Origin of the sequence: Plantactinospora sp. WMMB782 (assembly GCF_049179135.1) — a bacterium.
Taxonomy (GTDB): Bacteria; Actinomycetota; Actinomycetes; order Mycobacteriales; family Micromonosporaceae; genus Plantactinospora.
On the sequence record NZ_JBMHMC010000007.1, the window covers coordinates 5,210,298 to 5,222,821 of the forward strand.

Annotated in this window: 9 protein-coding genes; all 9 read left to right on the forward strand. The window is 68.8% G+C overall.

Going from position 1 to position 12,524, the window contains the following annotated elements; translation table 11 throughout:
* Window positions 1-68 precede the first annotated feature (68 nt).
* The 9 genes from ACN28A_RS25575 to ACN28A_RS25615 all read left to right on the forward strand — a co-directional run bounded on the left by ACN28A_RS25575 (window position 69) and on the right by ACN28A_RS25615 (window position 12,489).
* Entirely contained in the window at window positions 69-773 is a 705-nt protein-coding gene (locus ACN28A_RS25575; protein WP_421398884.1) for an MFS transporter, read from the forward strand.
* A gap of 51 nt (window positions 774-824) precedes the next feature.
* Window positions 825-1,292: a hypothetical protein gene (locus ACN28A_RS25580; RefSeq protein WP_421398886.1), complete on the forward strand. Its 468-nt coding sequence runs from the start codon at window positions 825-827 to the stop codon at window positions 1,290-1,292.
* A 120-nt stretch (window positions 1,293-1,412) separates the two neighbouring features.
* On the forward strand, window positions 1,413-2,705 hold the full coding sequence (locus tag ACN28A_RS25585) for a serpin family protein (protein ID WP_421398888.1): 1,293 nt from the start codon (window positions 1,413-1,415) through the stop codon (window positions 2,703-2,705).
* Between the two features lie 266 nt (window positions 2,706-2,971).
* The gene (locus tag ACN28A_RS25590; RefSeq protein WP_421398890.1) at window positions 2,972-3,967 is read left to right on the forward strand and encodes a LacI family DNA-binding transcriptional regulator; all 996 of its coding nucleotides are present in this window, start codon (window positions 2,972-2,974) and stop codon (window positions 3,965-3,967) included.
* Between the two features lie 165 nt (window positions 3,968-4,132).
* Window positions 4,133-6,316, forward strand: coding sequence for an alpha/beta hydrolase (locus ACN28A_RS25595; protein WP_421398892.1), 2,184 nt, complete (start codon window positions 4,133-4,135; stop codon window positions 6,314-6,316).
* A gap of 204 nt (window positions 6,317-6,520) precedes the next feature.
* A complete protein-coding gene (locus ACN28A_RS25600; RefSeq protein ID WP_421398893.1) occupies window positions 6,521-7,864 on the forward strand; it encodes an ABC transporter substrate-binding protein in 1,344 nt (447 codons plus the stop codon).
* Between the two features lie 72 nt (window positions 7,865-7,936).
* Window positions 7,937-8,878: a carbohydrate ABC transporter permease gene (locus tag ACN28A_RS25605; protein WP_421398895.1), complete on the forward strand. Its 942-nt coding sequence runs from the start codon at window positions 7,937-7,939 to the stop codon at window positions 8,876-8,878.
* A complete protein-coding gene (locus tag ACN28A_RS25610; RefSeq protein WP_421398897.1) occupies window positions 8,878-9,759 on the forward strand; it encodes a carbohydrate ABC transporter permease in 882 nt (293 codons plus the stop codon). Before ACN28A_RS25605 ends, ACN28A_RS25610 begins: the two co-directional genes overlap by 1 nt.
* Before the next feature lie 621 nt (window positions 9,760-10,380).
* Window positions 10,381-12,489 (forward strand): hypothetical protein, encoded by a 2,109-nt coding sequence (locus tag ACN28A_RS25615; RefSeq protein ID WP_421398899.1) that lies wholly within the window; start codon window positions 10,381-10,383, stop codon window positions 12,487-12,489.
* The last annotated feature ends 35 nt before the right edge of the window (window positions 12,490-12,524 follow it).

Sequence of the window (12,524 nt, forward strand, 5' to 3'; positions counted from 1 at the left end):
CGGCCCCGGCGCCGTGGGTCGTCCGTCCTCTCGGCACCTTGCTTGCTTGCGCGCCCTAACGTGACAGGGTGGCAGCACCCCGGGTGGCACCGCTGCCGGAGCTGAGCCCCCGGCTGACCTTCCTGTTCGCGGTCGCGGCGGGAGCGGCGATCGGCAACCTGTACTGGGCGCAGCCGATCCTCGGGTTCATCGCGGCCGACCTGCGTGTCGGCACCGGGACGGCCGGCTGGCTCGTCACCGCGACCCAGGTCGGGTACGCCCTCGGCGTACTCCTGCTGGTCCCGCTCGGCGATGTCCTCGACCGCCGACGGTTCGTCCCGGTGCTGCTGTCGGCCTCGGCCGCCGCGCTGCTGCTGTGCGCGTTCGCGCCGTCGATCGGGCTGCTTCTCCTCGCCCTCGGCGCGCTCGGCGTGACGACGGTTTCCGGGCAGGTTCTCACTCCGCTGGCCGGGGATCTGGCCGGCGACGCCCACCGGGGCCGGGTCGTCGGCGCCGTCGGGTCCGGGACCCTCACCGGCATCCTCGCCTCCCGCACCATAAGTGGACTCGTCGCCGGTGCCGCCGGATGGCGTGCGATATTCGTCCTCGCCGCGGTCGTCGCGGTGCTGCTCGCGGTCCTGCTGCACCGCGCGATCCCGCCGCTGGCACCGCGGACGAGGATGTCGTACCCGGCGCTGATCGGCTCGGTCGGCGTGGTGGTCGTACGTGAGCGGGCGGTCCGTTGGACGCTGGTTCTCGCGGCCATCGGATTCGCCGTGTTCTCGTTGTTCTAGACGGCGTTGACGTTCCTGCTCAGCGGACCGCCGTTCGGATACCCGGGGTCGGTGATCGGGTTGTTCGGGTTGGCCGGCCTGGCTGGCGCCCTGGTCGTCCAGCACGCCGGTCGGCTGCACGACCGCGGTTGGTCGGTTCCGGCCACCGGCGCGGCCTGGTTACTGGCGCTCGGCGCCTTCGTCGGCGCGGCGTTCGTCGGCCGGTCCGTCGTACTGGTCGTCGTCGTGATCATCATGGTCGACATCGCCGTACAGGGGCAGGCCCTGCTGAACCGGGCGCGACTGTTCGCCATCTCGGCCGAGGCGCGCAGCCGGCTCAACACGGCGCTGGGCACCGCCAACTTCCTGGGCGGTGCGGTGGGCTCCGGCACCGCGACCGTGCTCTGGGCCGCGGCCGGCTGGCCGGCGGTGACGCTCGCGGGGGTGTCGCTCTGCTGCTGCGCGCTCGCCGTGTGGGCGCTGGGACGTCGAGGTCCACTCGCGGTCCGGCTGGCTGTGCGCGACCGACCACAGGTGTGAGCGACCGTGCACAGCCGTGCGCGACCGTCCACAACCATGCACAGATAAGTATTGTTGAACTTCAATCAATTCAGCACCTCGACCTGGCGTGTCCGGGTAGGACTGTTCTACCGTCGGGACATGGTCTCGCGTCGATCCGTACTGCGGGCGTTGCCGCTCACGGCCGCAGCCCTCACCGCCGGCCCCGGAGCTTCCCGTCCGCTCGGCGGATCGTCCACGTCGACCGATCCGGTGCGCGTACCGCCGGATCCGGCCACGGCGCAGGCCGGTGCGACCGCGGTGCGCGGCTTCACGGCCGACCTCTACCGCACGCTGGCGTCGACCCGGCCGGGCGGCAACGTGGTGTGCGCGCCGTACTCGGTCGGGATCGCGCTCGCGATGACCAGGGCGGGCGCCGGCTCGACCACCGCGGACGAGATGGATGCCGTGCTGCACGCGCCGCATCCGCGCCCCAGCGCGCTCGACGCCGGGCTGAACACCGTCGACCAGATGCTCGCCACCCGCTACCGGGACGGCGACGGCATCAAGCAGCCCCGGCTGACCACCGCCAACGCCCTGTGGACCCGGCTCGACCTGGGCGTGCGATCCGGGTTCCGGGACACCCTGGCCGGCTACTACGGTGCCGCGCCGCACCCGGTCGACTTCCGGAACGCGACGGAGGCGGCCCGTCAGGAGATCAACACCTGGGTCTCCGACCGGACCAACGCGAAGATCCCGGAGCTGTTGCGGTCCGGCGTCGTCAGTCCCGACACCAGTCTGATGCTGACGAACACGACCTACCTGAAGGCGGCCTGGACGTATCCGTTCGGCGCGACGGCCACGGCGCCGGCACCGTTCACCCGGGACGACGGCAGCGTCGTCGACGTGCCGATGATGCGCGGGCCGTTCGACCCGATGGGCTACCTCGAGGGGGACGGGTGGCGTGCGGTCGACGTGCCGTACGCGGGCGGCGGGCTGGCCATGGCCATCGTCATGCCGACCCGGGCCGACCTCGCCGCGGTCGAGGCGGGTCTCGACGCGACGTGGCTGGCCGCGCTGTTGACCGGGTTCCGCTTCACCGACGTCCAGTTGCGCCTGCCCCGGTGGACGTTCCGGCTGCCGGCCGAACTGGGTGCCCTGCTGAGTGGCCTCGGTATGCCCACCGCGTTCAGTTCGCGCGCCGACTTCGCCGCGATGAGCACCGAACCGGCCCTGCGCATCGACGACGTGGTGCACGAGACGTTCATCGCGGTGGACGAGAAGGGCACCGAGGCGGCAGCCGCCTCGGCCGTCATCGTCCGGCCGCCGTCGATCCCGCAGGGGCCGCAGTTCTTCGTCGACCGGCCGTTCCTGTACGTCATCCACGACCGGTTCACCGGCGTACCGCTGTTCCTCGGTCGGGTCCACGACCCGCTGGTCACCGGTCCTGCCTGACCGGCCGGCACTCCGTCGCGGCCACCCCGTCCACGGCCCGCCGCGACCGCACCTCCGCCCGGTCCGTCCGGCTGCGTGATCCACACGTGCCACGCAGGCGGGTGTGGCCTGCGGAAACCGCCGGTTGGGACGTGCCGCCAAGGTCGGGCTGTGCGGACTCTTGTCCTCGTGATCTTCGTGAACTACCTTGGCAACACCTTGGAAACGTAACCGATAACGATTGCAGTCCGAGAGGCGACATGGTCGAGGGCAGCGCGCCAATCACCATGAGTGACGTCGCTCGTGCGGCGGGCGTCTCCACCGCCACCGTGTCGAGGGTTGTCAACGGGCACTACGGCGTCAGTGCCAGCACCACGGCCCAGGTCCGTTCGGCGATCGAGCGGCTCGGCTACGAGTCGAGCCTGGTCGCCAGCAGCCTGCGCCGCAGCCGCACGAACGTGCTGGGCCTGGTGACCCACAGTTTCCAGTCCTACACCGCCGAGGTGCTCAAGGGCGTGATGCGGGCGCTCGGCCGCTCGGGCTTCGACCTGATCGTCTACGCCAACAGCGACCTCTACGAGACCTACTCGGAGGGTTGGGAGCAACGGCACCTGAACAGGCTGTCCGGCACGCTCACCGACGGGTGCATCGTCGTCACCCCCTGGGCCGGGGTGACGAGTCGTACCCCGGTCGTGGCCATCGATCCGGCGAGGGACTCGACGACGCCGTCGGTGACCGCGGACAACCTCTCGGGCGCCATCACCGCGGTCGAACACCTGCTGCGCCTCGGCCATCGGCGCATCGGGTTCATCGCGGGCCGGTCCAGGCTGGCGGCCGCCTGGTCGCGGGAGGAGGGCTACCGGAAAGCGCTGGCCGCGGCCGGCGTACCAGTCGATCCGACACTTGTCTGTCGGGGAAGTTTCAATCCCGAGTCCGCGGCTCCGCTGGCGCGGGACCTGCTGGAACGGGCCGACCCGCCGACGGCGATCTTCGCGGCCAGTGACGGGATGGCCCTGAAGGTCCTGGAGGTCGCGAGACAACTGGGGCTGGCCGTCCCCGGCGATCTGTCGGTCGTCGGCTTCGACAACATCCCGGAGTCGGCGCTGGCCGAACCGGCGCTGACCACAGTGGACCAATCGATGTGCCAACTCGGGTACGAGGCGGCGCGCATGCTGAAGTCCCTGGTGATCGGTGATTGGGAGGGCCCGCGCCAGATAGTGCTGCCGACCAGTCTCCAGGTCCGCGGAACGACCGCGGCACCGAAGAGTATCCCGGATCTGTGAAACCACGCCCGGTGGCGACGAGATCTGGGCGGACCCGCACAGTCGGGCCGAACGCGTAAGTGGCGTAGCCGGAAGGAGGGGAGCCGCAGAAACCTCGGCGATATCCACCGATGAGTTGAGCTGGCAACGGTTCGGATCCGTGCCAACGCACGAAAGGAGTGGAGCGTGACGACAGCACCTTATCATGGGCGCCTGCACCGTACGGGCGCGCGTCGACTGTCGGCGGCCTTCGCCGCCGGACTTCTGGCGATCGCGGCGGCCCTGGTCGCACCGCAACCGGCGGCGGCGGACACCCCGTGGCTGGACGTTTCCGCGGACCGGTACGCCTCGTTCACCGTTCCGGCGGCCTATCTCCAGGAACAGGTCGGCCAGGTGTCGCAGGTCGTTATCGAGGGCAACTTCGGCCCCTCCGCCACCTGGGCGGAATTCGGGTTGACCCGCCGCGGTGACGCGTGGTCGGGAGTTCTCGGCCCACTCGAACCAGGGCTGTACCGATACCAGGTCACCGGCGACGACACCAAGAGTCTCAAGGATCCGACGAACGGCACCCGGGTGGCGTCCGAGCCGCTGCTGAGCACCTTCTTCGTCCCCGGCGAGTCGGCGCGCCTGTTGGCCGACGCGCCACCGGGAACGGGCGGTGCGGTTGCGCCGCTCACCTATTCGAGTGGCCGGGAGGAGCGGACGGCCCTGGTGTGGACGCCTCCGGGCTACCGGGCCAAGGGCGCCGGACGTTATCCGGTGCTGTTCCTGCGGTCCGCCGACGGCGCGGCCGCGACCGACTGGCTCGACCTCGGTCGGACCAGGCAGATCCTCGACAACCTGTCGGCAGCGGATGCCATGGAGCCGATGGTGGTGGTGATCGGCGACGGCAGCGGGTCGGGCGACGACCGGGAGCTGAGGGACCTCGGCAGGGCGGTGGCCGACAACTACCGCGTGCACCGGGACCCGGCGCACCAGGCGATCGCCGGCATTTCCGAGGGCGGCACCCAGGCGCTGCGGGCCGCATTCACCCACCCGACCCGGTACGGCTACGTCGGCTCCTTCTCGGGCCCACTGACCCGGGACGTCGACCGGAAGGGTGCCGCGGCGGCCAACCGTAACCTCAGGCTGCTGCGGCTCTACACCGGAAACGTCACCGACCCCGGGCACAACGCCACCTACCGGTTGACGAAGCTGCTCGACCGGGCCGGTGTCAGGTACGAGTTCGACGGCGTCAACCCGGACGGCGGCGCGAACTGGACCACCTGGCAGGAGAATCTCGTCGACTTCGTTCCGCGGCTGTTCCGCAGGGTGTCCGACCACGGCCCGAGCGACGGCCACCTGCCGTTGCGGCGGGAGTTCACACCGCCGCCGGCCGGCACCACCCCGACGCCCTTCGTGACCAGGGACGGTTTCGTCACCTTCGAGACCACGACGGAGTTCGCCGACGCCCAGCACGTCACGGTGTGGGCGAACGTGGCGCCCGGCGGAAGCTGGCTGCGCGTTCCGCTGTCCCGGGACGGCGACCGGTGGCGGGCCACCGTGGGTCCGCTGGACCCGTGGTTCTACTACTACCGGTTGATCGTGGACCGGGTGCCGGTCAAGGACGTGTCCAACCCGACGAAGGTGACCACCGAGCCGATGTGGAGCACCTTCCTCGTTCCGGGGCGGCAGGCCCGGCTGCTCACCGACGTACCGGCCGGGCAGGGCGGCGAGGTCACCAGCATGACCTACCGGAGCACGGTGGTGAACCAGGACCGGACCGCCCTGGTGTGGACGCCGCCCGGCTACGACCCGGAGCGCGCGCAGCCGTACCCCGTCCTCTACCTCCAGCACGGCGGCGGCCAGAGCTACACGGACTGGCTGGAGATGGGGCGGGCCAAGCAGATCCTCGACCACCAGTTCCTCGACGGCGACCTGGTGCCCATGGTGGTCGTGATGGGCAACGGGAACGTCTCGAACTTCAACCAGGAGCTGCTGGGGAACATCGTGCCGGCGGCCCGCGCCCGCTACCACATCTCGGCCGACCCGGCCCAACAGGCGATCGCCGGGCTGTCGATGGGCGGTGGGCACGCGTTCGGGGTGCTCAAGGCGCATCCGGGCGAGTTCGCGTACGTCGCGGCGTTCTCGGCCGGCTTCGGCAGCGGCGCGGGCGTCGACGCCGCGGCGATAAACGCCGGCACCAGGATGCTGCGGCTGTACGTCGGCGACCGGACCGACTTCGTGTACCCGTCCTTCATGGCCTCGCTGACCACGTTGGACGACCTCGGTATCCGTTACGAGTTCGACGGGGTCACCCCCGGGCCGCACGGTTGGGACGTGTGGCAGAAGAACCTCATCGACCTGGCGCCGCGGCTGTTCAGGCGCTAGTCAGGGCCCGCTGCCGGCGTCGTCACCGGGACGGCGGAAGTTCTCCGCCCCGGTGACGCTCCGCCGGCCCGCGGGAGTTTGTCGCGCATCAGCGCGGGACGGCCGGACGGCGGACCGGCGGTGGACGCTCCACCCCGGCCGCCGCCGGCCCTCAGCGACGGCGCCCGAACCCGGGCGCGGTGATCCCGAAGGGAAGTCACGTCAATGAAGACGAAACGCATATTCGTCACCGCAGCCGTGCTCGCGGCCGCGAGTGGCCTCGTCGCCTGTTCCTCGGACGCCGGCGGCGGCAATGACGCGAGCAACTGCACGAACACCATCACCAAGAAGGAGCTGCCGGTCGTCACGATGTGGGGCTGGTACCCGAACATGCAGCTCGTGGTCGACAACTTCAACAAGCAGAGCAGCGAGGTGCAGGTCTGCTGGACGAACGTCGGCCAGGGCAACGACCAGTACGACAAGTTCCAGACGGCCATCTCGGCCGGCACCGGGGCACCCGACGTCGTCATGATCGAGATGGACCGGATCCCGACCTTCCAGATCCAGGACGCCCTCGTCGACATCAAGAAGTACGGCTTCGACGCGGTCAAGGCGAACTACGGCGAGGGCGCGTGGAAGGACGTGTCGATCGGTGACGCGGTCTACGGCGTACCGGTCGACGGCGGTCCGCTCGCGATGATCTACCGGAAGGACATCTTCGACAAGTACGGCATCACGCCGCCGAAGACCTGGGCCGAGTACGAGCAGGCGGCGCAGAAGGTGAAGGATGCCGGCGGTCCGCTCTTCGGCGACTTCGGTGCGAACGTGTCGGCGCTCACGATGGCCCTCCAGATCCAGAAGGGCGCCACGCCGTTCAGCTACGACCCGGCGCAGCCGAAGTCGATCGGCGTGAAGCTGAACGACCAGGCCTCCAAGGACGTGCTCGAATACTGGGGCGGCCTGGTCCGCAAGGGCCTGGTCGGCAAGCAGGACCAGTTCACCCCGGAGTACATCTCCGGGGTGATCAACGGGCAGTACGCGACGTACGTCTCGGCGGCCTGGGCGCCCGGCTATCTCACCGGGGCCGGCGTCGGCAAGGGCCAGGACACCGGCAAGTTCGCGGTGGCCCCGCTGCCGCAGTGGGACCTGAACAATCCGGTCCAGGTGAACTGGGGCGGTTCGGCCTTCTCGGTGACCCGCCAGTCGAAGAAGCCGGAGTTGGCGGCGAAGGCGGCCTACGGCCTCTACGCCGACAAGGAGTCGCTCACCGACGGCTGGACCAACCAGATCATCTTTCCGCTGAACCTCACGGCGCTCAACGACCCGGCGTTCATGGAGTTGAAGGTGGCGTTCTTCAACGGCCAGCAGGCGAACAAGGAGGTGTACGTGCCCGCCGCGAACGCCTACCAGGGCATGGTCTACAGCCCGTTCGGCCAGTACTACTTCGACGCCATGACGAAGCAGGTGAGTGAGATCCACAAGGGCTCGGTCAGCGGATCCCAGGCCGCCGACCGGCTCCAGGAGGACGTGGCGAAGTACGCCAAGGAGCAGGGTTTCACCGTTCAGTGACCGACCGGGTGGGCCGCGCCGTCCCCGGCCGGCCCACCCCCGACCCGCAGCGTCCACGTCCCGGAGCCCAAGATGACCCTCCTGACCGAAGAGCGCGCACCACGCGCCGAAGAGAAGACGCAGAAGATCCGCGGCAAGGCACACCTCCGTGAGCACCTGATGGGGTGGTTCTTCGTCGGACCGTTCGCAATCGTCTTCCTCGCCTTCCTCATCGCGCCGCTGGGGTACGCGCTCTATCTCAGTCTCTTCCAGAAGAAGCTGATCGGCGGCACCAGCTTCGTCTTCCTCGACAACTACGTGAAGGCGTTCACCGACCCGAGCTTCCTGTCCGGGTCGTGGTTCGTCATCCGCTTCGCGCTGGTCGCCATTCCGCTGCAGATCGTGCTCGCGCTCGCGATGGCCCTCATCCTCGACGCGGTGACGTCCCTGTTCACGCGCTTCTCCCGCCTCATGGTCTTCCTGCCCTACGCGATCCCGACGGTGATCGGGGCGGTGATGTGGGGCTTCCTCTACAGCAGGAGTTTCGGGCCGTTCTCCGACGTCTTCGGGCTGTTCGGGGCGACCGCGCCCGACTTCCTCAGCAGCAACCTGATCTTCTACGGCCTGCTCAACATCGTCACCTGGCAGTGGGCCGGCTATTACATGATCATCCTGTACGCGGCGCTCCAGGGCATCGACCCGACGCTCTACGAGGCCGCCCGGATGGACGGCGCCGGACGGTGGCAGGTCGCGGTCCGGATCAAGATCCCGCTCATCGCTCCGGCGCTGATCCTGATCCTGGTCTTCTCGCTCATCGGCACGCTCCAGTTCTTCAACGAGCCGCAGATCCTCCGCTATCTCGCCGCCGGGACGATCGGAGCCGACTTCACCCCCAACATGTACGCGTACCAGCAGGCCTTCTCGCTGGCCAACTTCAACTACGGGTCGGCGATCTCGTTCGCCCTCGGCGGGGTCGTCTTCGTCTGCGTGTACGCCTTCCTGTTCTTCACCCGCAAGCGGAGGAGCTTCCTCTGATGTCCGACCGCAACAGCTCCACCGCACACCGCCGGCCGCAGCGCTACCTGCCGCTACAGCTGCTCCTCGGCTTCCTGGTGGTCTACTTCCTGGTGCCGTTCTGGTGGGTGATCGTCAACAGTTCCAAGGACGCCCCCGGCCTCTTCGGCGGCGGCAACACCCTGTGGTTCGCCGACCAGGTCGACTACCTCGGCAACCTCCGGCAACTGTTCAGCTACGACGGCGGCATCTACGGCAGGTGGATCCTCAACTCCACCCTCTACGCGATCGCCGGTGGGGTCGGCGCCACGCTGCTGGCCGTGATGGCCGGCTACGGGTTCGCGAAGTACCGGTTCGCGGCCCGACGCTTCAGCTTCGCGGTCGTGCTCGGCGCGCTCATGGTGCCCGCGACGGCCCTGGTCATCCCGACCTTCATCATGTTCTCCCGGCTCGGCCTGACGAACACGATCTGGGCGGTCATCCTGCCCTCCCTGCTCAATCCGTTCGGGGTCTACCTGATGCACGTGTACGCCCGCGACGCGGTGCCCGACGAGATCCTGGACGCCGCCCGGGTCGACGGCGCCGGTGAGGTGCGTACGTTCCTCCAGATCGCCCTACCGCTGATGCGCCCGGCGGTGGTGACGGTGCTGCTGCTGTCGGCGGTGGCGTCCTGGAACAACTACTTCCTGCCGCTGGCCATGCTCTCCGACAACCGCCTCTTCCCGGTCACGGTCGGGCTCGGGCTCTGGCAGGGGGTCGCCTCCGCGAACAACGCGGGCAGTACCTCGCTGTGGAGCCTGATCATCCTCGGCGCGCTGGTGTCGGTGATCCCGCTCGTCATCGCGTTCTTCAGCCTCCAGCGGTACTGGCGCGGCGGACTCTCCGTCGGAGGGCTCAGGTAGACCCGGTAGAGGTGACGGCTGTGCCAGTGCGAGCTACCGCCCGGCCAGGGCGGTAGCTCGGGCCAGCTGGTCCGCCTCCCGGCACGCACGACGTCGCGATCCCCGGCCCCAACGGCTCAATATGTCGGAACCGCCGCGTGACGGCGAACGCTGGACAGCGCATATCGCGGAACTGATGGTTATCGGCAGCCCTGCGAACGGATGAGGTTTTGCAGGCCATAGCTTGATCGCCAATTAACAATTGTAATGTGGGCCCCGCGGGTGGGAAAAATCCAACCAAACTGGGCTCCCGAACTGGATCATCTTTCGCTGGCCGTCCAATAAGGGCAGGTCAGGCGCATTCTGTCGGTCGTGCGGATCTGAATAGTTGCGGTTGAAGCTCTCGAAAGGCGCTCAAACTCCTACTGGGACATATCGCAGCAAGCGACCTTCGAAAAAGGCGTGGCTTTAGCATTCGGGCGCGTGGGCGTCAATTGGAGAGACGACACCCGCAATTCTTGGTGAGTGCAGCCGTCATTGATAGCCTTCGCTGGCACCTAAATAGTCCTCGATGGACTGCTTCCCGGTCTTCTCCTCATCGGAGGTCAGTACATGGTCCACACCGGGCCTAGTCGCCAGCGTTTGACACGACTCGCCCTCGCCGGGGTGACCGCGCTCGCGGTCGTCCTCGGCGGCCAGACTCCCGGGTTCGCCCGACCGACGACCACGCCAGCCCAGCCGCCCTCCGTTCCCGGCTTCGGCGAGGTCGCGAGCCCGAAGCCGGCCCGCCCCGGCCCGCTGCCCAGGAAGTCCGGCACCGTCCGGGTCGACCGGTCCAAGACGGCCGCCCAGAGCCGTGGACTCGGCGTCCAGGGGCTCAACGACCAGGTCGCGCTCCGGGCGCTGATCGTGGCGACGAACACCGACGACTTCGGCGTACCCACCCTCACCACCACCCTCGACCGGCTCGGTGCCTCCTACGACGTCCTCTACTCCGCCACCGACCCGCTCTCGCCGAGCACGCTGGTCCGGCCCGACGGGGTCGGCAACTACAACGCGATCCTGCTCACCAACAGCATGCTGCTCTACGAGTCCGGCGGCAGCTACCTCAGCGGGCTGACCAGCACCGAGTGGAACACCCTCTGGGCTTACGAGCGGAACTTCGGGGTCCGGCAGGCATCCCTGTACACCAGCTACGGCACCTGGCCCGAGGACCACTGCCTGACCGGCGTCAGCGAGGGCGGGATCGGCGACACGCCCCTGCCGGCCTCGCTGACCAGCGGCGGCGCCGCGGTCTTCGACTACCTCGACAGCGCCGCCCAGATCCCCCTGACCCAGTCGTACGTCTACCGCACCGCCATCCGGCCCGGCTGCTCCGCCGAGGCCCTGCTGACGAACGGCTCCGACGTGCTCGGCGTGCGCACCACCTCCACCGACGGCCGGGAGCGGATCGCGCTGACGTTCACCTCGAACCAGTTCCTGCTCCACTCCGACCTGCTGGTCTACGGCCTGGTCCGGTGGGCGACCAAGGGGCTGTACTTCGGCGAGCAGAAGCACCACCTGAACGTCGACATCGACGACTGGTTCAACACCTCCGACCACTACCTGGAGAACGGGACCGTCGAGTACACCCCCGGATTCCAGGTCAGCGGACACGACACGGTGAACCTCGACGCGCAGCAGACCGCGCTGCGCACCGCGCACCCGCTGGCGGCCGGGTTCACCTTCAACATCGCGTACAACGGCGCCGACATCGACCCGTTCGCCGGCAGCACGTGCAGCCCCAACGGCGACGCCAGCACGCTGACCGCCACCACCAAGTGCCTCAAGGGCAACTTCCGGTGGATCAACCACACGCTGAACCACCCCGAGCTGAACGCGACGAACTACGCCACCTCGTACGCCGAGATCAACGACAACCGGACCGCGGGCAACGCGATCGGGCTGAACGCACCGGACAGCGTGCTGAAGACCCCCGAGTACTCCGGCCTCGGCGTCTACAACGACGACCCGGAGAACGACACCGGCCCGCCGACCGACCACGGGCTCGAAGGGTCGAATCCGGCGCTGCTACAGGCCGCGGAGGACCTCGGCGTCACCACCGTGGTGGGCAACATGTCGTTCGCCAGCCACAAGCCGGCGAACTTCAACGCCGGCATCGTGCACCCGCTGGAGCCGAGCATCCTGATGGTGCCGGCCTGGCCGACGAACATCGCCTACCACACCACCACCCCGGCCGAACAGACGGTCTTCTACAACTCCTTCTACGGCCCGAACGGACACTTCCCGTACTGGCCCTCCGACCGCACCTACGCCCAGCTGCTGGACTACGAGGCCGGGATGGCGCTCCAGCACGTGGCGTCCGGCTCGATCTACGCGCACACCTTCCACATCGCCAACGTGCGCGACTACGGGGCCGGGGACACCCTGCTCACCGACTGGGTGGACGCGGTGCTGACCAAGTACGACTCCTACTACTCGGTGCCCCTGCTGAACTCGTCGTGGGTGGACATCGCCGGCTACGGCCGGGCGCGGACGGCGCACTTCGCCGCGCTCGACGCCGGGGTCGGCGCGGTCTACGACCGGAGCACCGGCACCATCACGGTGACCTCGCCGGCCGCCGGCACGGTCCAACTGGGCGGGGTGACCGCGGCCACCGCGGGCGCCACCAGCTACGGCACCGACGTCACCGTCCCGGTGACCCTCACGGCCAACACCGCCGTGACGTTCGACGCCGCCCCCCGCTCCTGACGACGGAGCGGGACATCCGGTGACGCGCAACTCCA

Bases quoted from the DNA above. Each gene is read 5' to 3' on its own strand.
- ACN28A_RS25585 (WP_421398888.1), top strand. From the start codon at position 1,413: ATGGTCTCGCGTCGATCCGTACTGCGGGCGTTGCCGCTCACGGCCGCA.
- ACN28A_RS25590 (WP_421398890.1), top strand. From the start codon at position 2,972: ATGAGTGACGTCGCTCGTGCGGCGGGCGTCTCCACCGCCACCGTGTCG.
- ACN28A_RS25600 (WP_421398893.1), top strand. From the start codon at position 6,521: ATGAAGACGAAACGCATATTCGTCACCGCAGCCGTGCTCGCGGCCGCG.
- ACN28A_RS25605 (WP_421398895.1), top strand. From the start codon at position 7,937: ATGACCCTCCTGACCGAAGAGCGCGCACCACGCGCCGAAGAGAAGACG.
- ACN28A_RS25610 (WP_421398897.1), top strand. From the start codon at position 8,878: ATGTCCGACCGCAACAGCTCCACCGCACACCGCCGGCCGCAGCGCTAC.